Annotated in this window: 24 protein-coding genes and 1 pseudogene; 5 read left to right on the top strand and 20 right to left on the bottom strand. The window is 69.1% G+C overall.

Annotated elements, in window-relative coordinates:
- Positions 1-39: 39 nt before the first annotated feature.
- A pseudogene (locus tag QQA12_RS06645) lies at positions 40-168 on the top strand (phosphatidylserine decarboxylase); the annotation flags it as partial.
- A gap of 55 nt (positions 169-223) precedes the next feature.
- Positions 224-838 carry a DUF5625 family protein gene (locus tag QQA12_RS06640; RefSeq protein ID WP_226049983.1) on the top strand — a complete coding sequence of 205 codons (615 nt, stop codon included), beginning with the start codon at positions 224-226 and terminating at the stop codon, positions 836-838.
- Positions 839-1,029: 191 nt separating this feature from the next.
- Here the strand turns inward: QQA12_RS06640 and QQA12_RS06635 are convergent, their stop codons facing one another.
- From QQA12_RS06635 to rlmE, 8 genes are all read right to left on the bottom strand, one after another.
- On the bottom strand, positions 1,030-2,202 hold the full coding sequence (locus tag QQA12_RS06635; RefSeq protein WP_226049984.1) for a DUF6624 domain-containing protein: 1,173 nt from the start codon (positions 2,200-2,202) through the stop codon (positions 1,030-1,032).
- An 85-nt stretch (positions 2,203-2,287) separates the two neighbouring features.
- A complete protein-coding gene (gene hflX / locus QQA12_RS06630) occupies positions 2,288-3,598 on the bottom strand; it encodes a ribosome rescue GTPase HflX (RefSeq protein ID WP_054664789.1) in 1,311 nt (436 codons plus the stop codon).
- 14 nt (positions 3,599-3,612) lie between these two features.
- Positions 3,613-3,888, bottom strand: a complete 276-nt coding sequence (gene hfq / locus QQA12_RS06625) for an RNA chaperone Hfq (protein ID WP_054668644.1) — start codon at positions 3,886-3,888, stop codon at positions 3,613-3,615.
- Between the two features lie 90 nt (positions 3,889-3,978).
- Positions 3,979-4,932: a tRNA (adenosine(37)-N6)-dimethylallyltransferase MiaA gene (gene miaA / locus QQA12_RS06620; RefSeq protein ID WP_226049985.1), complete on the bottom strand. Its 954-nt coding sequence runs from the start codon at positions 4,930-4,932 to the stop codon at positions 3,979-3,981.
- Positions 4,932-5,828 carry a dihydropteroate synthase gene (gene folP / locus QQA12_RS06615; protein ID WP_182334163.1) on the bottom strand — a complete coding sequence of 299 codons (897 nt, stop codon included), beginning with the start codon at positions 5,826-5,828 and terminating at the stop codon, positions 4,932-4,934. Before folP ends, miaA begins: the two co-directional genes overlap by 1 nt.
- Positions 5,828-6,007, bottom strand: coding sequence for a hypothetical protein (locus QQA12_RS06610; RefSeq protein WP_152985084.1), 180 nt, complete (start codon positions 6,005-6,007; stop codon positions 5,828-5,830). Before QQA12_RS06610 ends, folP begins: the two co-directional genes overlap by 1 nt.
- Positions 6,008-6,196: 189 nt before the next feature.
- A complete protein-coding gene (gene ftsH, locus QQA12_RS06605) occupies positions 6,197-8,119 on the bottom strand; it encodes an ATP-dependent zinc metalloprotease FtsH (RefSeq protein ID WP_226049986.1) in 1,923 nt (640 codons plus the stop codon).
- 55 nt (positions 8,120-8,174) lie between these two features.
- Positions 8,175-8,810: a 23S rRNA (uridine(2552)-2'-O)-methyltransferase RlmE gene (gene rlmE, locus QQA12_RS06600; protein WP_226050273.1), complete on the bottom strand. Its 636-nt coding sequence runs from the start codon at positions 8,808-8,810 to the stop codon at positions 8,175-8,177.
- A gap of 58 nt (positions 8,811-8,868) precedes the next feature.
- Between rlmE and yhbY the strand changes: the two genes are divergently transcribed.
- Positions 8,869-9,174, top strand: coding sequence for a ribosome assembly RNA-binding protein YhbY (gene yhbY, locus QQA12_RS06595; protein WP_226049987.1), 306 nt, complete (start codon positions 8,869-8,871; stop codon positions 9,172-9,174).
- An 18-nt stretch (positions 9,175-9,192) separates the two neighbouring features.
- Positions 9,193-9,576: an Mth938-like domain-containing protein gene (locus tag QQA12_RS06590; protein ID WP_226049988.1), complete on the top strand. Its 384-nt coding sequence runs from the start codon at positions 9,193-9,195 to the stop codon at positions 9,574-9,576.
- 90 nt (positions 9,577-9,666) lie between these two features.
- Here the strand turns inward: QQA12_RS06590 and QQA12_RS06585 are convergent, their stop codons facing one another.
- From QQA12_RS06585 to surE, 5 genes are all read right to left on the bottom strand, one after another.
- Positions 9,667-9,894 (bottom strand): hypothetical protein, encoded by a 228-nt coding sequence (locus QQA12_RS06585; RefSeq protein WP_054664771.1) that lies wholly within the window; start codon positions 9,892-9,894, stop codon positions 9,667-9,669.
- Positions 9,895-10,093: 199 nt separating this feature from the next.
- The gene (locus QQA12_RS06580; RefSeq protein ID WP_226049989.1) at positions 10,094-10,876 is read right to left on the bottom strand and encodes a peptidoglycan DD-metalloendopeptidase family protein; all 783 of its coding nucleotides are present in this window, start codon (positions 10,874-10,876) and stop codon (positions 10,094-10,096) included.
- On the bottom strand, positions 10,873-11,487 hold the full coding sequence (locus tag QQA12_RS06575; RefSeq protein WP_054664766.1) for a YqaA family protein: 615 nt from the start codon (positions 11,485-11,487) through the stop codon (positions 10,873-10,875). The genes QQA12_RS06580 and QQA12_RS06575 overlap by 4 nt, the downstream gene beginning before the upstream one ends.
- 20 nt (positions 11,488-11,507) lie before the next feature.
- Positions 11,508-12,182, bottom strand: a complete 675-nt coding sequence (locus QQA12_RS06570) for a protein-L-isoaspartate(D-aspartate) O-methyltransferase (RefSeq protein ID WP_226049990.1) — start codon at positions 12,180-12,182, stop codon at positions 11,508-11,510.
- A complete protein-coding gene (gene surE, locus QQA12_RS06565) occupies positions 12,179-12,958 on the bottom strand; it encodes a 5'/3'-nucleotidase SurE (RefSeq protein ID WP_054664760.1) in 780 nt (259 codons plus the stop codon). Before surE ends, QQA12_RS06570 begins: the two co-directional genes overlap by 4 nt.
- 173 nt (positions 12,959-13,131) lie before the next feature.
- Between surE and QQA12_RS06560 the strand changes: the two genes are divergently transcribed.
- On the top strand, positions 13,132-13,671 hold the full coding sequence (locus QQA12_RS06560; protein WP_226049991.1) for a Smr/MutS family protein: 540 nt from the start codon (positions 13,132-13,134) through the stop codon (positions 13,669-13,671).
- A gap of 52 nt (positions 13,672-13,723) precedes the next feature.
- On the opposite strand, the gene truD is transcribed toward QQA12_RS06560, so the two are convergent.
- The 7 genes from truD to kdsA form a co-directional block, all read right to left on the bottom strand.
- The gene (truD, locus tag QQA12_RS06555; protein ID WP_226049992.1) at positions 13,724-14,776 is read right to left on the bottom strand and encodes a tRNA pseudouridine(13) synthase TruD; all 1,053 of its coding nucleotides are present in this window, start codon (positions 14,774-14,776) and stop codon (positions 13,724-13,726) included.
- Positions 14,777-14,926: 150 nt separating this feature from the next.
- Entirely contained in the window at positions 14,927-15,424 is a 498-nt protein-coding gene (gene ispF, locus QQA12_RS06550; RefSeq protein ID WP_054664758.1) for a 2-C-methyl-D-erythritol 2,4-cyclodiphosphate synthase, read from the bottom strand.
- A 54-nt stretch (positions 15,425-15,478) separates the two neighbouring features.
- Positions 15,479-16,174, bottom strand: coding sequence for a 2-C-methyl-D-erythritol 4-phosphate cytidylyltransferase (ispD, locus tag QQA12_RS06545; protein WP_054664755.1), 696 nt, complete (start codon positions 16,172-16,174; stop codon positions 15,479-15,481).
- Positions 16,171-16,521, bottom strand: coding sequence for a cell division protein FtsB (gene ftsB, locus QQA12_RS06540; RefSeq protein WP_226049993.1), 351 nt, complete (start codon positions 16,519-16,521; stop codon positions 16,171-16,173). The genes ispD and ftsB overlap by 4 nt, the downstream gene beginning before the upstream one ends.
- Before the next feature lie 5 nt (positions 16,522-16,526).
- A complete protein-coding gene (eno, locus tag QQA12_RS06535) occupies positions 16,527-17,819 on the bottom strand; it encodes a phosphopyruvate hydratase (RefSeq protein WP_056932414.1) in 1,293 nt (430 codons plus the stop codon).
- Positions 17,816-18,310 carry a hypothetical protein gene (locus QQA12_RS06530; protein WP_226049994.1) on the bottom strand — a complete coding sequence of 165 codons (495 nt, stop codon included), beginning with the start codon at positions 18,308-18,310 and terminating at the stop codon, positions 17,816-17,818. Before QQA12_RS06530 ends, eno begins: the two co-directional genes overlap by 4 nt.
- A 37-nt stretch (positions 18,311-18,347) precedes the next feature.
- Positions 18,348-19,181: a 3-deoxy-8-phosphooctulonate synthase gene (gene kdsA, locus QQA12_RS06525; RefSeq protein ID WP_054664745.1), complete on the bottom strand. Its 834-nt coding sequence runs from the start codon at positions 19,179-19,181 to the stop codon at positions 18,348-18,350.
- Positions 19,182-19,306 lie beyond the last annotated feature (125 nt).

The raw sequence follows: 19,306 nt of genomic DNA, 5'->3' as shown, positions 1-19,306 counted from the left end.
GCGCCCACCTCTCAGACGTCCTGGTCTCATTGAGGCGCGGCCCGCTTCAACTACGGCTCCACCGTGATCGTGCTGCTGCCGCCGGGCGTGGCACAGTTCGATCCGGCGCTGAAGGCCGAAAGCCCGGTGCGGCTGGGGCAGGCACTGGCGCGATTGAGCACCCGCTGAGCGCATGCCGACCGGAGCGGACACTGTGCGCGGATTTCTTCACAGGCAGCGTCGGTTGCTCCTGCTGCTGGCACTGTTGGTCACCTGGCTGTCGCTGTTTTCCGCCTGGTCGCGCTGGATCACCGCCAAGCCGCTGGACGTGTCCATCGCGCTCGCGCCAGCCGGCATGATCGACAGGAAAATCCAAATCGTCGTCCCGGAGCATTGCACACTCGCGTTCCGCTTCGATCGCACCAGCGAGTCGCTCAAACACCTGCAGATCGCGGTGGGTGGCGTTGCTTCGACATCGGCTGGGACACCGATTCCCATCCGGTGGTCGCTGGCACGTGTGTCCGATGGGCGGATCGTGGCATCGGGGGAAGCCGACACGCGCGGCATGCATGGCTGGTCGACCACCTTCGTCGAGCGCGATGTCGGGGGCATCCGTGTCCCCAGCGGACGCTACCGCTTCAAGGCGCAGGTGCTGCAGGACATTCCGGGGCTTGCGCACGCCGATACACGGCTGGTGATGCAGCTTTCGCCCAAGGCGTATTGCACCTGGCAACTGTACCTTGTCTGGTGGGGCTCGATCGCCAACGTCCTGTTGATCGGCCCGCTGGCAATCCTCGTGCTGCTGGTGCTGCTGTGGCGCGCGGCCCGTGCGTACCATAGCGCCAGGACGGCCAGCTGACTGTCACCAGATCGTTACTCGCCACCGGCAACCCGCTCACCGGCAACAGGCATTGGCGGCAGAAACGCCAAGACCTGCACCCACGACGCCGGACCGCTCCATGCGCATGCATGCAGGGCAGCCATGAGGAATGAAGGACGCGCCATGGCTACGCTTTCGTTCCCGCCCCCTCTCCACTGACCCGTTGCCTTTCAGTTGCCGGATCCGGTGGATTCGACAGTCGCGCCCAACTGCCTGGCGACCGTATCCAGATAGCTGGCGAGCGTGCCCATCGCCATGCGCGCCCGGCGCGCATCCACGTTTTCCGGGTCGGTCAGCGGAAGCACCGCGACCTTGCCCTGCTCGACCTTGTATTGGGTCCCATACAGCTGCGGCTGGTCCTGGGCCAGCAATACGCGGTCGGCCAGCATCGCGTATTGCTGCCGCGACAGGTCGCGGCGCTGCATCAACGGCTCGGCCAGCGCCAGTGCGTGCGCCTGGAAGACCGGATCGTCGTCGGCATGCTGCACCAGCAGGAACACGGACGAGACACCGTCGCGACCGATCATCTCCGGGGTCGGGAAGCCATGCCTGTCGAAGATGTCCCGCAGGCTGGCGCGGTTCTCCGCATCGATGCGTTCGATCTGCCGGTCCAGCGCCTTGCGCCGTTCTTCATCACCCTGCCTCATCGCGGCTATCGCCTCGCCACGGAGGTCCTGGTCGCGATTGACCATCCGTCCGACGCGACGACGCAGCTCGGGCTCGGTCAGCGGCCGATACGCACCCATCGCCAACGGCGGCGAAAGCACCGCAGCATCGAGGCTTCCGCCGGCGTCCAGCGCGGCCTGCAGCCCTGCCAGCCATTCCTCCACCGGCGGCAGTCCCAGGAAATCCCGCCAGAAGCGCGGGGTTCTTTCGGGCTTCGGCGACAACCCCAGCGTGCCGCCCTCCGCCGCGATGAGCGTGCCGAACTGCTGCGGACGACCATGCTGCACCTGGATCGTATCGTTGAGCCAGGCGTACCCGAACGCATCGATATCGATGCCGACCCGCTCCTGCACCAGGTCGATGACCTGCTCCTGGAACGCGCTGTCGGCACTGGACCGCAGCAGCAGCTGGCCCGCGGCATCGACACCCTGCCGGCCAGCGGAGGGCAGGCCCGGCCAGCCGCAGGTGCGCAGATGCTGCTTGAACTGCTCCAGCCGTATCGGGTCCAGCGCCCCGTTGCCGTCAGGAACCAGCGCCAGCAACCGTGCCAGGCAGGCCCGGTCGACTTCATCGGCCTTGCTGATGACGTAACGGGGTTCGGCGGGCGTCTGTGCCTGCGCCCAGGCCGAGGCCCAGGCAAGCAACGCACATGCCACCAACTTCCATCGTGCCTTCATCGTCCCCTCCTTGTGATGATCCGCCGTCCGTTCTCCCTGCCGATAGCCCCGGCCTACACGCCGGGTTTGATGTCCGCGTTACTGCTCACCACTCCGGTTCGCGCTCCGGCAGCAGCGCCCGGATCACCTGGCCGTCGGCACCGGCAGCCAGCTTCTCGGCCTCGGCGATGGGAATGTCCACCTCGATCAGCCAGCCTTCCTCGTCGGCCTGTTCGCTGCGGATGACCTCCAGCTGGTGCAGGCGCGAGCGCAGCCGGCCGGCGCTGGGCGGCAGGCGCACGCGGCCGGTGACGTGCTGCAGGCCCAGGCGCTTGCCCAGCACCGACTGCAGCAGGTCCAGGCCGCGGCCGTCGCGCGCGGAGATCCACACCCGCTCGCGGCGCGCCTCGTCCGGCACGCCGTCCTGCGCGTCGTGGCGCACCTCGGCACCTTCGATGCGGTCGATCTTGTTGAACACCAGCAGTTGCGGAAGCTCGCCCGCGCCCACCGCCTCCAGCACTTCATCGACCTGGGCGATGCGTTCCTCGCGCAGCGGATCGGCGGCATCCACCAGGTGCAGCAGGAAATCGGCCTCGCGCGCCTCGCTCAGGGTCGAGCGGAACGCCGCCACCAGTTCGTGCGGCAGGTCGCGGACGAACCCCACGGTGTCGGCCAGCATGGCGTTGCCGCCGGGCAGCGCGATGCGGCGCACGGTCGGGTCGAGGGTGGCGAACAGCTGGTCGGCGGCGTAGGCGCCGGCACCGGTCAGCGCATTGAACAGGGTCGACTTGCCGGCGTTGGTATAGCCCACCAGGGCCACCCGCGGCATTTCGCTGCGCACGCGCGCGCGGCGCATCTGGGTGCGTTGCACCTCGACCTTTTCCAGCCGCTTCTGCAACTGCTCCACCCGCTTCTGCAGCAGGCGACGGTCGGTTTCCAGCTGGGTTTCGCCGGGGCCACGCAGGCCGATGGAACCGCCGCGCTGGCGCTCCAGGTGGGTCCAGCCGCGTACCAGGCGCGTGGCCAGGTGGCGCAGTTGCGCCAGCTCCACCTGCAGCTTGCCTTCGTGGCTGTGCGCACGCTGGGCGAAGATGTCCAGGATCAGCCCGGTGCGGTCGATCACGCGCCGCTCCAGGAACCGCTCCAGGTTGCGTTCCTGCACCGGGGTCAGGGCATGGTTAACCAGCACCAGGTCGGCGCCGGTGGCGTCGGCCATGGCCTTGACCTCGTCCAGCTTGCCGCTGCCGATCAGGGTGGAGGGATTGGGGCGGTCGATGCGCGCGGTCACGGTGGCCGCGATGCTGGCGCCGGCCGAGCGGGCCAGGTCAGTGAACTCTTCCAGCACATCCTCTTCCAGCCGCCCCGAGTGCGGCTGGATCAACAGCGCGTGTTCGCCTCGTTTGGAGCGGTCAAACACGCGCCACGTCCTGCTTATTCGTTGTCGTCATCGCCTGCCTGATTGCTGTCGGCCGATTGCACGTAGCCGCCGCCCGGCCCCACGCGTACGTTGCGCGCCGGCACCACGGTGGAAATGGCGTGCTTGTAGACCATCTGGCTGACCGTATTGCGCAGCAGCACCACGAACTGGTCGAACGACTCGATCGTGCCCTGCAGCTTGATGCCATTGACCAGGTACACCGAAACCGGCACGCGCTCGCGGCGCAGTGCGTTCAGGAACGGGTCCTGCAAAGATTGCCCCTTGGACATCTTCAACTCCTCTTTATTGTTCTTATCGACCCGGGCCATGCGGCTTCCCCTGCCTGCCCGGAACGGGGATGTTACACCGCCCGGCGCGCTTCATCGCCCCAGGAACAGGGAAACCGCGTCCTGCAGGCGGCCGGCATCGGTGGCCGGATCGAACCAGCGCGCGTCCAGCTCGCCGCGCAGCCAGGTCAATTGGCGCTTGGCCAACTGGCGGGTGGCGAAGATCGCCTTGTCGCGGAAACCCGCGGCGCTGTCGCACCCGTCCAGGAACTGCCAGGCCTGGCGATAACCCACCGCGCGGATCGCCGGCAGGTCGAGCGGCGCCGGCACCCCGGCCATCGGCGGCAGCGCGCGCAGGCGCCGTACCTCGTCGAGAAAGCCGGCCTCCAGCATCAGGTCGAAGCGGCGTTCGATGCGGGCATGCAGCACCGCGCGGTCGGCCGGCGCCAGCACCAGCTTGAGCACGCGCGCCGCCAGCCGGGCGACGCCGGGCAGCGCCTGCCAATGGCTGATCGGCTTGCCGGTGAGCCGGTACACCTCCAGCGCGCGCTGGATGCGCTGCGGGTCGGTGGCATGGATGCGCCGGGCCGCGGCCGGATCGATCCGGGCCAGCTGCGCATGCAGCGCCGGCCAGCCCGCCACTTCGGCTTCGGCCGCGATTTCCGCGCGGAGGGCCGGGTCGGCTTCCGGCATCGGCGACAGCCCCTGCAGCAGCGCCCGGAAATACAACCCGGTACCGCCGGCGAGGATCGGCAGCCGGCCACGCGCGACGATGTCGCGCACCGCCGCGGCGGCGTCGACCGCGAACTCGGCGGCCGAATAGCTCTGCCAGGGGTCGCGCAGGTCCAGCAGGTGATGCGCAATGCCGGCGCGTTCGGCCAGGTCGGGCTTGGCTGCGCCGATCTCCAGGCCGCGGTACACCAGCGCCGAGTCGACGCTGACGATCTCGCCGCCGTGGCGCCGGGCCAGTTCGATCGCCGCGGCGGTCTTGCCCGACGCGGTGGGGCCCATCAGCGCGATCGCCAGCGGCCGCGTGTCGGCCGCCATCAGTCCTCGTCCGGCCAGCGCGGCGGCGCCACGCGGTCGGCACGGGGCGCCGGTACCGCGTCGAGCGCGGCCAGCACCTTCAACGCATCGACCGTGGCGGCGACGTCGTGCACGCGCACGATGCCGGCGCCGCGCTGCACCGCCAGCAGGTGCGCGGCGACCGAGCCGGCCACGCGCTCGGCGGCAACGGTGCGGCCGGTGACCTCGCCGATGCAGCGCTTGCGCGACAGCCCCGCCAGCACCGGCACGCCCAGCGCCAGCAGTTTTTCCTGCGCGGCCAGCAGTGCGAAATTCTGCGCGGTGTCCTTGTTGAAGCCGTACCCGGGATCGACCACCAGCCGGTTGCGGGCGATGCCGGCCATCTCCGCGGCGAACAGGCGCTCGGCGAGGAAACGCTGCACGTCGCCGGCGACATCGTCGCTGTCCCAGGCCACGCCGGCGTCATGCGGGCCACCGACCGCATGCATCAGCACCACGGCCACGCCGGAACCGGCCACGACCTCCAGCGCGCCGGGCTGACGCAGCGCCTGCACGTCATTGACCATGCCGGCACCGGCCGCCACTGCGGCGCGCATCACCTCCGGCTTGAAGGTATCCACGCTGAGCGGCACCGGCACCCGCGCCGCCAGCGCCTCGATCACCGGCGCCACGCGCTCGATTTCCTGCTGCGCCGATACCTGCCCGGCACCGGGCCGGGTCGACTCGCCGCCGATGTCGAGAATGTCCGCGCCCTGTTCGACCAGCGCCAGCGCATGGGCGATGGCCGCATCGGTACTGAAATGCCGCCCGCCGTCGGAGAACGAATCCGGGGTGACGTTGACGATGCCCATCACCCGCGGGCGGTCCAGCCGCAACGGCCGGCCGGCGCAATCCACGACCGGCGAGGTATCGAACATCAGCGCCGGCTCCTGGCACGCACCACGGTGCCCAGCACGCTGAGCGCCACGCCCAGCACGATGCCGATGAAAATGCCCGTCAGGTAGTGGCCGGTCTTCACCCCGAAGGCGACGCCGGCCACGGTGGCGATCACCATCTCGGGGATGTGGGTGGAAGTGCTGGGAGAAGGTTCGTTCATGCTGCGAAGGGTAGCCGAGGACGGGGGGAAAAGCCTGCCGTCAGGGTGATGGGGAGACGCGGCCAGACGCATCGGCGGTCGCGGCGCCGCGGCCGGAGGTGCCACGGACATGAGCGTGCCAGGCCGGGCATAAAAGCAACGGGCCGGGGAAAACCCGGCCCGTCGTGCGTGCATGGCGACGCCGCTGGCTCAGTGCTGGCCGGCCGGGTCGGTGATCGGTGCCACCGGGCGTTCGTCGCCGCCCTTGTCGCCGTCGGACGGGTCGCTCTTGCCCTTGTCGACCCAGCCGGCCGGCGGCGAGGGCTTGCGGCCTTCCATGATCGCCTTGACCTGCTCGGCGTCGATGGTTTCCCAGTCCAGCAGCGCGGCGGTCATCGCTTCGACGATGTCGCGCTTTTCTTCCAGGATGCGGCGCGCCACGTTGTACTGCTCGTCGAGGATGCGGCGGATCTCCGCGTCCACCTTCTGCTGGGTGGCCTCGGAAATGGTCTTGCTGTGCATGCCGTAGCCGGCTTCCTCGTCGGCATAGACCATGGTGCCCAGCACGTCGGACATGCCGTACTTGGTGACCATGCCGCGGGCCAGCTTGGTGGCGCGCTCGAAGTCGTTGGAGGCGCCGGTGGACATCTCGCCGACGAAGATCTCCTCGGCGATGCGGCCACCGAACAGGATCGCCAGCTCTTCCAGCATGCGGTCCTTGTACTTGCTGATGTGGTCGTGCTCGGGCAGCTGCCAGGTCACGCCCAGCGCCCAGCCGCGCGGCATGATGGTGACCTTGTGCACCGGGTCGGCCTTGGGCAGCGACATGGCGACCACCGCGTGGCCCGACTCGTGGTAGGCCGTGTTGCGGCGCTCGTCCTCGCGCATGACCATGCTGCGGCGCTCCGGACCCATGTAGATCTTGTCCTTGGCGTCCTCGAAGTCCTGCATGCTCACTTCCTGCTTGCCGCGGCGCGCGGCGAACAGGGCGCCCTCGTTGACCAGGTTGGCCAGGTCGGCGCCGGAGAAGCCCGGGGTACCGCGCGCCAGCACTTCCGGCCTGACGTCGTCGGCGGCCGGCACCTTGCGCAGGTGCACGCGCAGGATCTGCTCGCGGCCCTTGATGTCGGGCAGGCCGACCATGACCTGGCGGTCGAAGCGGCCCGGGCGCAGCAGCGCCTTGTCGAGCACGTCCGGCCGGTTGGTGGCGGCGATCACGATCACGCCCTCACCGCCCTCGAAGCCGTCCATCTCGACCAGCATCTGGTTCAGGGTCTGCTCGCGTTCGTCGTGGCCACCGCCCATGCCGGAACCGCGGTGGCGGCCGACCGCATCGATCTCGTCGATGAAGATGATGCACGGCGCGTGCTTCTTGGCCTGCTCGAACATGTCGCGCACGCGGCTGGCGCCGACGCCGACGAACATCTCGACGAAGTCCGAGCCGGAGATGCTGAAGAACGGCACCTTGGCCTCGCCGGCGATGGCGCGCGCCAGCAGGGTCTTGCCGGTACCAGGCGGGCCGACCATCAGCACGCCGCGCGGGATCTTGCCGCCGAGCTTGGTGAACTTCGACGGGTCACGCAGGAAGTCGACCAGTTCGCCCACCTCTTCCTTGGCCTCGTCGCAACCGGCCACGTCGGCGAAGGTGACCTTGATCTGGTCCTCGCCCTGCAGCTTGGCGCGCGACTTGCCGAAGGACATCGCGCCCTTGGCGCCGCCGCCACCGCCCTGCATCTGCCGCATCATGAAGATCCAGAAGCCGATCAGCAGCAGCACCGGCAGGAACTGCAGCAGGATCGACCAGAAGCTCGGCCCGGTGGCCGGCTTCATGCGCACGATGTCGACCTTCTTGGTGTAGAGCTGGTCGATCAGCTTCTCGTCGCGCGGCGCGTACAGCGAACCCTCGCTGCCGTCGCTGCGCTTGAAGCGGATCGCGTTGGTGGTCAGGGTGGTGTCGTCGGTGAACTCCACCGACTTGATCCGGCCCGCGTCCACTTCCTGCAGGAACTGGGTGTAGTTGCTGGCGTCGCCGACCGCCGGCGTGCCGCCGCGCGGGGCGAAGCTCTGGAACACCACCATCAGCACGACGGCGACAACCACCCATAGCAGGAGGTTCTTGGTCAGGTCGTTCATCCTCATCGGCTCCGGTGTTCCTCTAATTTCTGTCGCGATTCGTATGGTGTCGAGCTTACTTGATCTGCGTGCGCTTGCCCTGCCCGAGCGCATAGACCTCGGGCGAGCGCTTGCGCGAGGCTTCCGGCTTGCGGATCACGACCTTGTCGTAACGGCGGCGCATTTCCCGCACGTAGTCGTCAAAGCCGACGCCCTGGAACAGCTTGATCAGGAACGCCCCACCCGGCTTGAGATGGTGATCGGCGAAATCCATCGCCAGCTCCGCCAGGTGCATCATCCGCGGCTGGTCCACCGCATCCATGCCACTCTTATTGGGGGCCATATCCGACAGGACAAGGTCTACCGGCTGGCCGCCGAGCATGGCCTCGAACTGGGATAGGACCGTTTCTTCCCTGAAGTCACCATGAAGGAAGTCCACGCCGGCCAGCGGCGGCATCTCCAGGATGTCCAGCGCCAGCACCCGGCCACTGCCGCCCAGCTGTCTCCGCACCTGCTGCGACCAACCGCCCGGCGCTGCGCCGAGGTCGACCACCACCATGTTCGGCTTCAGGAGCCGGTCGCGCTGGAGCAGCTCCTCCAGTTTGTAGGCAGCGCGCGAGCGCATGCCCTCGGCCTGCGCCTTCTTCACGAAGGGGTCGGAGAAATGCTCCTTCAACCAGCGTTGACTGCTCTTGCTGCGGGACATCGGAATGCGGCCTGTAGGGGTGGTCATGATACCCTGAACCCCCTTGATAACCCGTAATCACTGCATGTCCATCGTCCTCACCCCGGCCCAGAACCGATTCCTGCGCGGCATGGCCCACGATCTGAAAGCACTGCTGCAGATCGGCGGCAAGGGGGTCACCCCCGCCTTCCTGGCGGAACTGGACGAGGTGCTGGAACGCCATGAACTGATCAAGGTGAAGATCGCCGCCGAGGACCGCGAGGCGCGCGAGGCGATGGCCGCCGAGCTGGTCCAGGCCAGCGGTGGCGCGCTGGTCCAGCGCATCGGCCATGTCGCCGTCCTGTACCGCCCGGCCCGGGAAAAGCGCCAGATCGTGCTGCCCCGCGGCTGATCCGCCGAGAAGCGAACGATGCAACTGAGCCGCGAACTGCCCGACTACATCTATGCCCTGCGCTCGGCCGACGGCCATCAGGCCCGGGTCAACGACCGGACGCTGGCGCGCAGCTTCATCCTCGCCCCCGACCAGTTGATCGAGGACTGGGCAGTGGCCGCGGCCGGCCAGCTCAGCGTGGCCGACCTGGCACCGGCACTGGAACAGAACCCGGCCGTGTTCATCCTCGGCACGGGCGAGCGCCAGGTGTTTCCGCCGATGGAAGTCATGGCCGCCTGCCTGACCCGCGGCGTCGGCATCGAAGTGATGAACAACGCATCGGCCGCGCGCACCTTCAACGTTCTGGCCGGCGAAAACCGCCGCGTGGTCGCGGCCTTCATCCTGGACGCCCCGGGCAGCTGACCCGCACCGTCGACAGCCGGAGCGCCAGCCCGCGGCAGGCACGACCGGCGGCAGCGCGCCCTCACCCGTGTCCGGCGCCCTGGCTTTAGGTCAGCGCAGGGGCTCGCCCTTGAGCCAGCACGCCAGCAGCAGCGCCACGACCACGCCCGCATTGCAGGCGGCGAAGCGGACCGGAGCGGCCGCTGGCGGGAAGACCACGAAGCTGGCAACCAGCAGCGCGGCCGCGCTGGCGTAGGCGAGCCATCCCTGCCACGCAAGCGGCCAGCCCCAGCCCCACCCCAGCTCCTTGGCGGCGAACCAGTAACGGGGTCTGTCCATGCTGTTGCTCCTTGGTCGATGGCGGGCGCGCATGCATGCCCGGTCGCTGTCACGCCACGGTCTGCGGTGCGGCACACCCGCCGGGCAGGCGGATACCCGATGGTCCGGAAACGACGCAGGAGCGGCACCATGCCCGGCCGCGACGCGCATTCCATCCCGCCAGGGCATGGCCGCCAGCCTGCGGCCCCGACGCCGTGGCTTACTTCTGCGGCAGGTATTGCAGCGGATCCACCGGCTTGCCGTTGTAGCGGATCTCGAAGTGCAGCATGTCGCGCGACGTGCCGGTGCGGCCCATTTCCGCGATCTGGTCGCCGGCCTTGACGTTCTGCCCCTCGTTGACCAGGCGCTTGCGGTTGTGGCCGTAGGCCGACAGCCACTGCTCGTTGTGCTTGATGATGATCAGTTCGCCGTAGCCGACCAGGCCGGCACCGGAATACACCACCACGCCCGGGCCAGCAGCGCGCACCGGCTGCCCGCTGCTGCCGGCGATGTCGATGCCCTGCTTGGTGGTCTCGCCGGCGACGAAGCGGCCGACCAGCGCGCCGTCGGCCGGCCAGCGCCAGCCGATGCCGCTGTTGGCCGGCGCCGGCGTCGCCGCGGGCAGCGGTGCCGATGGCCGCGCGGCCGACCCGCTGTTGCCCGTGGCCGGGCGCGACGCGCCGGTGCCACCCGGATACAGGCGCAGCGTCTGCCCCGGATAGATCGCGTTGGGGTTGGACAGGCCATTCCACGCCGCCAGGTCGCCGGGGGTGATGTTGTGGATGCGGGCCAGCGCGTACAGCGTGTCGCCCCGGCGCACCACCGCGGTCTGCCCCGGCTTGGGCACCGACGTGCGCGGCGTGGCCGCGGCCCTGGACGAACTGCCGCCGGAAGACTTGACCACCGTGGCGGTGCCGCAACCGGCCGCCATCGCCACCAGCAGCAGCGCCGCCATGCCGGCGACCGCCCTGGAAGCGCCCTTGATCCCTACCTCTGCATTCATGCGAATTTCGCCCTCCATACCAGCCAGCCCACCAGGCCGACGACCAGCGCGGTCGCGATCCAGCCCAGCGGTTCGATCCAGCGTCGCAGCGCATCGGCCGCACGCGCGCCGCCGAAGCGGATCACCGCCGCCAGCACGTATACGCGCTTCCCGCGCCCGACCAGCATGCTCAGCACGTACTGTGGCAGCGGCACGCCGACGATACCGGAAGCCCAGGTGAACACCTTCATCGGAATGGGCATGAAGCCACCCAGCACCAGGAAGGTGAACACCGCCCACGGCGATTCGACCATCTTCGCCTGCAGCGTGGCGATGCCCGACTCGATCGCCGGCAGCATGCCCAGCGCGGCGAACAGCGGCTTTATCGCTTCGAACGCATAGTGGCCCAGCGCATAGCCGACCATCGCGCCAACCATCGAACCGGCCAGGCTCAGGGTGGCGAAGCGCCAGCCCTTGCGCGGCTGCGCCACGCACATCGGCATCAACATCACTTCCGGCATCACCGGAAAAATGATGGCCTCGATGAAGCTCAGCACCGTCAGGTAGGTGGGCGCACGCTTGTGGCTGGCCCAGTACAGCGCGCGGTCGTACAGCGGCCCGAATATCTTCATCGTCGCGAGGTTCCCGTGTGTCAGTCCAGCATGCCCGACAGCAACGGCACGAAGCTGACCGGTGCCAGTTCCTCCTGCACGATGCCGTCGGCCTGCCGGGTAAGTTGCAGCAGCACCTGCCCGCCGGGGCCGCCGACCGGCGCCACCAGGCGGCCACCAACGGCCAGCTGTTCGATCAATGCATCCACCAGCGCCGGTGCCGCGGCGGTGACGACGATGGCGTCGTAAGGGCCATGCTCGGGCCAGCCGATGCGCCCGTCGTCGTGTTTGCTGCGTACGTTCATCCCCAGCTGCCGCAGGCGCTTGCGGGCCTGCCGCAGCAGGTCGCCGATGCGCTCGACGGTGAACACCTCCATGCCGACCGCGGCCAGGATCGCCGCCTGGTAACCCGAGCCGGTGCCCACTTCCAGCACCGTCCTGGGCGCCACCTGCAGCACCGCCTCGGTCATGCGCGCCACCACCCACGGCTGGGAGATGGTCTGGCCATGGCCGATCGGCAGCGCGGTGTCCTCATAGGCGCGCGAGGCCAGCGCTTCGTCGATGAACAGGTGCCGCGGTACCACCCGCACCGCGTTGAGCACGCGCTCGTCGCCGATGCCCACCTCGCGCAGGCGATCAACCAGGCGGTCGCGCACCCGCTGCGAGGTCATGCCGCTGCCGACTGCTTCCGGGGAAAGACGCAGCCGCGGGGTCATGCCCGCGGCCCCAGCGTGGCGGACAACCCGCCCACCCAGCTGGCCACCTTTTCCAGCGCCTCGTAGCGGGTGAGGTCGACCTGGATCGGGGTGATCGAGATATGCCCGGTACGCACCGCGTGGAAATCGGTACCGGGGCCGGCATCCTGCTCGGAACCGGCCGGACCGATCCAGTACACGGTATTGCCGCGCGGGTCGGTGGCCGGGATGCAGGCCTCGGCGCGGTGGCGGTTGCCCAGCCGGGTGACCTCGAACCCGCGGATCTGCTCCCATGGCAGGTCCGGCACGTTGACGTTGAGGATGGTGTCGGCGGGCAACGGGTCGGCCTTCAACCGCGCCACGATCTCGATGGCCGCACGCGCCGCGCTGAGGAAATTGCGTGCCTCATGGCGCTGGGTGACCAGCGATACCGCCACCGACGGCAGGCCGAGGAAGCGCCCTTCCATCGCCGCGGACACGGTCCCGGAATAGATCACGTCGTCGCCGAGGTTGGCGGCATTGTTGATGCCCGAGACCACGATGTCCGGCTCGTGCTCCAGCATGCCGGTCAGCGCCAGGTGCACGCAGTCGGTCGGCGTTCCGCTTACCGCGCAGGTGTAGTGGTCGATCCGGCGCAGCCGCACCGGCTGGTCCAGGGTGAGGGAGTTGCTGGCGCCGGAACGGTCACGGTCCGGCGCCACCACGGTGACTTCGTGGCCGGCATTGCGCAGTTCCTCGGCGAGCATCTTGATGCCGGGGGCGTCCACGCCGTCGTCGTTGCTTACAAGTACGCGCATTGAAGACCTGAATCGCTGAATCCATGACGGCGCCACTGCAGCCTCGCCGTCCACCGCCATCCCGGCGGCGTGCTGCACGCCGGCCGGCATGGCCCGATCCGGCATGATACCGGAATGCGCCCACCGCCTTCCCGTGACGCCCTCCCCATTGCCGCAGCCGTTACGCTATGCGCATGTCGCACCCAGAAGACGAAGACGACGGCGCCCTGTTCCGCTCGGCCATCGGCGAGGTAAAGCCGCTGCGCAAGGTGGAAACGTCCGCCATCACCCGCCCGCGGCCCAGGCCGCGCGCGCGCATGGCCGAGCAGGACGAGGCCCAGGCGCTGGGCGAGTTCGCCCGGCTGCTGCATTCCAGCACGCCGCTGGAAGCCGGTGACGTGGCCAGCTACCGCCGCGACACCCTGCCCGCGCGCATGTTCCAGCGGCTCAAGCGCGGCCAGTATTCGGTGCAGGACGAACTGGACCTGCACGGCGCCGGCGTCGCCCAGGCCGAGCAGCTGCTGCGCGAGTTCCTGCTCGAGGCCCATGCGCACGACCACGGCTGCGTACGCATCATCCACGGCAAGGGCCTGCAGTCCGATGGCGGCGCGCCGGTGCTCAAAAACCTGGTGGACCGCCTGCTGCGCCAGCGCAACGACGTACTGGCGTTCCATTCGGCGCCGCCGGCGCAGGGCGGCACCGGGGCGGTGCTGGTGCTGCTGGCGCGACGCTGAGCGCGACCAGGCGGGTGCAGCCCGCCTGCGCACCGCGAAGACAGCCGCGGGCTTACTCCGCCGCCGCCGGCGCCGCGGCGCGGCTGGCGTCGGCCACGGACCCCAGTTCATGCAGCACCGCGGTGGCATAGCACCCCGGCGGCAACGCGAAGGCGAGCTCCAGTACGTCGTCCTGCAGCCAGGCATGCCGCATCAACGCCGGGCGCAGCCGCAACGCGCGGCGCTCCTGCTTGAGGCCGGCCTGCTCCAGTCCGGCACGCAGCGCCAGCGCCTGCTCATCGGCCAGCGCCGCCTGTTCCAGTGCCAGTGCCGCGCCGGCAGCGCGCAGTTCGCCCGCGCCCCACAACGGTCCGCTGGGGTGGATGTCGAACCGCGCCAGGCGTTCGGCCAGCGCCTCGCTCATCGGCTCGGGACCGAACACCGAACGGCTGCCGTCGAGCATCCACACCTCGCCCTCCAGCGCACCGTCCCAGTTGCCCTGCTCCACCCGCGCGGCGAGCACCCGGTTGAACAACGCCGAGCGCGCCGCCGACAGCAGCATGGAGCGCTGGTCCTTGCGCACCCTGCGGCCGCCAAACATCGCCAGTGCCGCCGGCACGTTGCCCCCGTCGCGGCCGAAGCGCTGCTCGCCGAACCAGTTGGGCAGACCGCGCGTGGCGATGGCCTGCAGCCGCGCCTCGATCGCCGCCCGCTCGCCCTGCACGCCACGCAGCACCAGCGTGAAGCGATTGCCGGCCAGCGCACCGCGCTGCAGCTTGCGGTTGTGCCAGGTGGACGCCAGGACATGCACCTCGTCCGATTCCAGCAGCGCCAGGTCCGGCGCAACCCGCTTGGGCAGGTGCACGCTGAAACGCTGCGTGGTCACCGCATGCCGGTCCTTCTGCCCGGCATAGCTGACACCCATTTCCGGCACGCCGGCCCACTGCGCCAGCTGCCTGGCCACGGCCACGGTATTGGCGCCGCGCTTGCGGATGTCCAGCAGCAGGTGCTCGCCCTCGCCGCTGGCCTCGAAGGCGGTTAGTTCGTCGACCTGGAAGTCCTCCGGCACGCTGCGCATCGACGCGCTCAACACCGGGGCGCCATAGGCAAGGGGAAGATCCATCATGTCGGTCCTGAACAATGGCCCGGCTCGCCTGCAGCGGCCGCGCCAGTGACGGCGGGTCCGCCGGGCACGCCGTGCGGAGGGCGGCGATGCTGCCGGCGGAGCGCCGGGCAACGCCCGGTCGCAACCGATGACACGCCTGCGGAATGGGAATTATGCGGGAAGCAGCAGCACCACCGCCTGCGCGGCGATGCCTTCCTCGCGGCCGGTGAAGCCCAGTTTCTCGCTGGTGGTGGCCTTGATGCTCACCCGGTCCAGCGCAACGCCCAGCAGCCGCGCCAGCGTTTCGCGCATGGCCTGCGCGTGCGGGCCGACCTTGGGCCGCTCGCAGATCACGGTGATGTCGGTGTTGCCCACCTGCCACCCGCGCTCGCGCAGCAGGCCGTTGCAGTGGCGCACGAAATCGCTGCTGTCCGCGCCCTTCCAGCGGTCGTCGCTGGGCGGGAAATGCTGGCCGATGTCACCCAGCGCCAGCGCCCCCAGCATCGCGTCGCACAGGGCGTGCAGGATCACGTCGCCGTCGCTGTGGGCGAGCACCCCGCAACGGTGCGGCACGCGCACGCCGCCGAGCATGACGTGGTCGCCTTCGCCGAAGGCGTGCACGTCATAGCCCTGGCCGATGCGGATGGGAGGAAAGGCAGGAGGATTCATGGCGTCGGATCAGGTTGTCGTTTCGGGCCCGGCACGGGATTCGCCGGGCGGGATTCAGCCACGCCGCGACAGCTCGAACTCGAAGCGGGCCAGGTCGGCCGGCGTGGTGACCTTGAAGTTGCACTCGTCGCCTTCGACCAGCAACGGCCGCGCGCCCTGGCGCTCCATGGCCATGGCCTCGTCGGTCACCTCGACACCGGCGCCGGTCGCTTCCAGCAGGGCACGGGTCAACTGGTGGCGCCGGAACAGCTGCGGCGTGAGTGCGCGCCACAGCCGCTCGCGCGGCTCGGTGCGGTCGATGCCGCCGTCGTCGCCGGCGCGCTTGAGGGTGTCGCGCACCGGCGCGGCGAGGATGGCACCGACCGGGTCGGCACGCCCCACCTCCAGCAGCCGGCCCAGGTCGGCGGCCGGCAGGTTCGGGCGCGCGGCGTCGTGCACCAGCACGAAATCGTCAGCGCGCACGCTTTCCGGCAACGCCTGCAAACCGGCCAGCACCGAGGCGGCGCGGCTGTCGCCGCCGGTGCAAGTCAGTACCGGCTTGCCGGCGAAGTCATTCCAGCCCGGCCAGTCGGCATCGTTCTCGGCGATGGCCACCATCACCCCGGCCACGCCCGGGTGCGACAGCAGCGCCTCCAGCGCATGCGCCAGCAGCGGTTCGCCCGCAGCCAGCAGGTATTGCTTGGGCACGGGCCCGCCGAAGCGGGTGCCGCGGCCGGCGGCCGGCACCACGGCCCAGACCTGGGTGGTCATGGCACGACCTCCTGCGTCGCGGCATCGTGCGTGCCGGGCTGGGCCACGCCCGGCCGCGCGGGCGGCGCATCCTCGACCACGCGATAGAACTTCTCGCCGGGCTTGATCATGCCCAGTTCGCTGCGCGCGCGCTCCTCGATGGCGGCCTCGCCTTCCTTGAGGTCCTTGACCTCGGCGGCGAGCGCGTCGTTGCGCTGCTGCAGGCCTTCGTTGTCCCGCTTCTGGTTGCTGACCTGGGCCTCGAGCATCATCACCTCGCCCGAATTGCCCGGCCCGAACCAGAAGCGGTACTGCAGCAGCGCCAGCAGTACCGCGAGCACCAGCAGCAGCCAGCGCCAGTCACGCATCGGCGTCAGCGCTTGAGCGAGACGAACGCGTCACGCCCGGCGTAGCGCGCGTTGCCACCGAGGGCTTCCTCGATGCGCAGCAGCTGGTTGTACTTGGCCACGCGGTCGCTGCGGCACAGCGAGCCGGTCTTGATCTGGGTGGCGGTGGTGGCCACGGCGATGTCGGCGATGGTGGTGTCCTCGGTTTCGCCGGAGCGGTGCGAGACGATCGCCGCGTAATGCGCCTTGTCGGCCATGGCGATCGCTTCCAGGGTCTCGCTCAGGGTACCGATCTGGTTGACCTTGATCAGGATGGCGTTGGCGGTGCCCGACTCGATGCCTTCGGCGAAGATCTTCGGGTTGGTGACGAACAGGTCGTCGCCGACCAGCTGCACCTTGCCGCCGATGCGCTGGGTCAGCAGCTTCCAGCCGGCCCAGTCGTTCTCGGCCAGGCCGTCCTCGATGGTGATGATCGGGTACTGCGTGGTCCAGTCGGCCAGGAAGTCGACGAACTGCTCGGAGGTCAGGCGCTTGTTCTCGCCGACCAGGTTGTACTTGCCGTTCTCGTAGAACTCGCTGGAGGCCACGTCCAGGCCCAGCAGGATGTCCTCGCCGGCGGTGTAGCCGGCCTTGCCGATGGCTTCCAGGATGGTGTCCAGCGCCTCGACGTTGCTGCGGAAGTCCGGCGCGAAGCCGCCTTCGTCGCCCACCGCCGTGCTCAGGCCGTGGCCCTTGAGCACCGACTTGAGCGCATGGAAGATCTCGGTGCCGGCGCGCAGCGATTCGCCGAACGAGCCGAAGCCGACCGGCAGCACCATGAATTCCTGGAAATCGACGTTGTTGTCGGCGTGCGCGCCGCCGTTGATGATGTTCATCATCGGCACCGGCAGCGACGGCGTGGCGCCGGTCTTGCCGGCCAGGTACTGCCACAGCGCCTGCTTGTTGGAAGCGGCGGCGGCGTGCGCGGCGGCCATCGAAACGCCCAGCAGCGCGTTGGCGCCCAGGCGGCCCTTGTTCTCGGTGCCGTCCAGGTCGATCAGGCGGCGGTCCAGCCCGGCCTGGTCCTGCGCATCGAAATCCTTCAGCGCCGCGGCGATCGGGCCGTTGACGTTGGCCACCGCGTCGCGCACGCCCTTGCCCAGGTAGCGGGTCTTGTCGCCATCGCGCAGTTCCACCGCTTCCTTGGTGCCGGTCGATGCGCCCGAGGGCACGGCGGCGCGACCAAACGAGCCGTCGGCCAGGGTGACTTCGGCTTCCAGCGTGGGGTTGCCACGGCTGTCGAGGATTTCACGGGCGTGGATCTTTGCGATGTTGGTCATGGTTGATTCGGGTCGAGGTGGGTAAGTGAGGATTCCACGGCGGCCAGTTGGGTGGCGGCGTTGGGGGTCTTGTCCAGGCGAAAGGTACCATTCATCGGCACGATCCGGTCGCCCCGCGCCTGTGGTTTCATCGCAAACAAAACATAGTCCCCACCCTGCTGCAGCACGACCTCGCAGCTGGTGGGGCCGTTGCGGACCAGCGCATCGACCGGAACCTCTCCCTTCAGCAGGCGGTTCACGGTGAAGCGCACGGAAGGCGCGGGTGGCACGAAGAACCCGCCATCGGCCGTGGCAAACATGCGGTCCGTCTCAGCCCGCTCCCTGGCGGTCAGGCGCGCGACATGATCCACGTGGATGACGGCGACGATGTCTGCGGCGCGCGCGGCGTCGGCAGGCGCGGGGGTGGTCATCGGCGGGTTGGTGGCACATGCGCCGGCATTGCCCGTCATCGCCACAAGCACGCCGGCAACGGCAAGAGCGGCCCGTTTCACGCGGGTCGCTCCTGCGCGGACTCGCCGCAATCGCCCATCAGACCGCGCTCTCCAGGAACCCGTTCTTCTTGGTGATCGAATCCAGCGCCAGCAGCGTTTCCAGCAGCGCTTCCATCTTGTCCAGCGGCCACGCGTTTGGGCCGTCGGACAGCGCCTTGGACGGATCGGGATGGGTCTCGGCGAACAGGCCGGCCACGCCGACCGCCACCGCCGCGCGCGCCAGCACCGGCACGAACTCGCGCTGGCCACCGGAACTGCTGCCCTGCCCGCCCGGCAGCTGCACCGAATGGGTGGCATCGAACACCACCGGGCAGCCGGTGTCGCGCATCACGCTCAACGAGCGCATGTCGCTGACCAGGTTGTTGTAGCCGAAGCTGGCGCCGCGCTCGCAGACCATGATGTCGTTGTTGCCGGTGGAGCGCGCCTTTTCAACCACCGGCTTCATGTCCCACGGCGACAGGAACTGGCCCTTCTTGATGTTCACCGGCCGCCCGGCGCTGCACACCTTCTTGATGAAGTCGGTCTGGCGCACCAGGAACGCCGGGGTCTGCAGCACGTCGACGACCGAGGCCACCTCGTCCATCGGCGTGTATTCGTGCACGTCGGTCAGCACCGGCACGCCGATCTGCTTCTTCACCTCGGCCAGCACCTTCAGGCCCTCTTCCAGCCCCGGTCCGCGGAAGCTGGTGCCGGAGGTGCGGTTGGCCTTGTCGAAGCTGGACTTGAAGATGAAGTTCATCCCCAGCTTGCCGGTGATTTCCTTGAGCTTGCCGGCGGTATCGAGCTGCAGCTGCATCGACTCGATCACGCACGGGCCAGCGATCAGGAACAGCGGTTGGTCCAGGCCGACTTCGAATCCGCAGAGCTTCATTCAACTACCTCGTGTTTGAAGCCCCTCTCCCGGCGGGAAAGGGGTTGGATGAGGGGCCGGGGCCAGGCCCTTGCGGAACCGGGAACCCAGGCCTTCGCCGGGCTCCCGTCCGCCCCTACGGTGCG

The sequence above is a fragment of the Stenotrophomonas sp. 17(2023) genome, assembly GCF_030345315.1.
Taxonomy (GTDB): Bacteria; Pseudomonadota; Gammaproteobacteria; order Xanthomonadales; family Xanthomonadaceae; genus Stenotrophomonas; species Stenotrophomonas acidaminiphila.
The sequence above is the reverse complement of the archived record's forward strand: the minus strand, read 5'-3'. Positions and strand labels throughout refer to the sequence as shown.

Coding starts and splice junctions, on each gene's coding strand:
- yhbY (WP_226049987.1), top strand. CDS start 8,869: ATGTCCATCGTCCTCACCCCGGCCCAGAACCGATTCCTGCGCGGCATG.
- QQA12_RS06585 (WP_054664771.1), bottom strand. CDS start 9,894: ATGGACAGACCCCGTTACTGGTTCGCCGCCAAGGAGCTGGGGTGGGGC.
- kdsA (WP_054664745.1), bottom strand. CDS start 19,181: ATGAAGCTCTGCGGATTCGAAGTCGGCCTGGACCAACCGCTGTTCCTG.
- surE (WP_054664760.1), bottom strand. CDS start 12,958: ATGCGCGTACTTGTAAGCAACGACGACGGCGTGGACGCCCCCGGCATC.
- QQA12_RS06575 (WP_054664766.1), bottom strand. CDS start 11,487: ATGAAGATATTCGGGCCGCTGTACGACCGCGCGCTGTACTGGGCCAGC.
- folP (WP_182334163.1), bottom strand. CDS start 5,828: ATGTTCGATACCTCGCCGGTCGTGGATTGCGCCGGCCGGCCGTTGCGG.
- QQA12_RS06580 (WP_226049989.1), bottom strand. CDS start 10,876: ATGAATGCAGAGGTAGGGATCAAGGGCGCTTCCAGGGCGGTCGCCGGC.
- hfq (WP_054668644.1), bottom strand. CDS start 3,888: ATGTCCAAGGGGCAATCTTTGCAGGACCCGTTCCTGAACGCACTGCGC.
- ftsB (WP_226049993.1), bottom strand. CDS start 16,521: ATGCGTGACTGGCGCTGGCTGCTGCTGGTGCTCGCGGTACTGCTGGCG.
- ftsH (WP_226049986.1), bottom strand. CDS start 8,119: ATGAACGACCTGACCAAGAACCTCCTGCTATGGGTGGTTGTCGCCGTC.
- QQA12_RS06590 (WP_226049988.1), top strand. CDS start 9,193: ATGCAACTGAGCCGCGAACTGCCCGACTACATCTATGCCCTGCGCTCG.
- ispD (WP_054664755.1), bottom strand. CDS start 16,174: ATGACCACCCAGGTCTGGGCCGTGGTGCCGGCCGCCGGCCGCGGCACC.
- eno (WP_056932414.1), bottom strand. CDS start 17,819: ATGACCAACATCGCAAAGATCCACGCCCGTGAAATCCTCGACAGCCGT.
- ispF (WP_054664758.1), bottom strand. CDS start 15,424: ATGAATCCTCCTGCCTTTCCTCCCATCCGCATCGGCCAGGGCTATGAC.
- QQA12_RS06560 (WP_226049991.1), top strand. CDS start 13,132: ATGTCGCACCCAGAAGACGAAGACGACGGCGCCCTGTTCCGCTCGGCC.
- QQA12_RS06635 (WP_226049984.1), bottom strand. CDS start 2,202: ATGAAGGCACGATGGAAGTTGGTGGCATGTGCGTTGCTTGCCTGGGCC.
- miaA (WP_226049985.1), bottom strand. CDS start 4,932: ATGGCGGCCGACACGCGGCCGCTGGCGATCGCGCTGATGGGCCCCACC.
- QQA12_RS06570 (WP_226049990.1), bottom strand. CDS start 12,182: ATGACCCCGCGGCTGCGTCTTTCCCCGGAAGCAGTCGGCAGCGGCATG.
- QQA12_RS06610 (WP_152985084.1), bottom strand. CDS start 6,007: ATGAACGAACCTTCTCCCAGCACTTCCACCCACATCCCCGAGATGGTG.
- truD (WP_226049992.1), bottom strand. CDS start 14,776: ATGATGGATCTTCCCCTTGCCTATGGCGCCCCGGTGTTGAGCGCGTCG.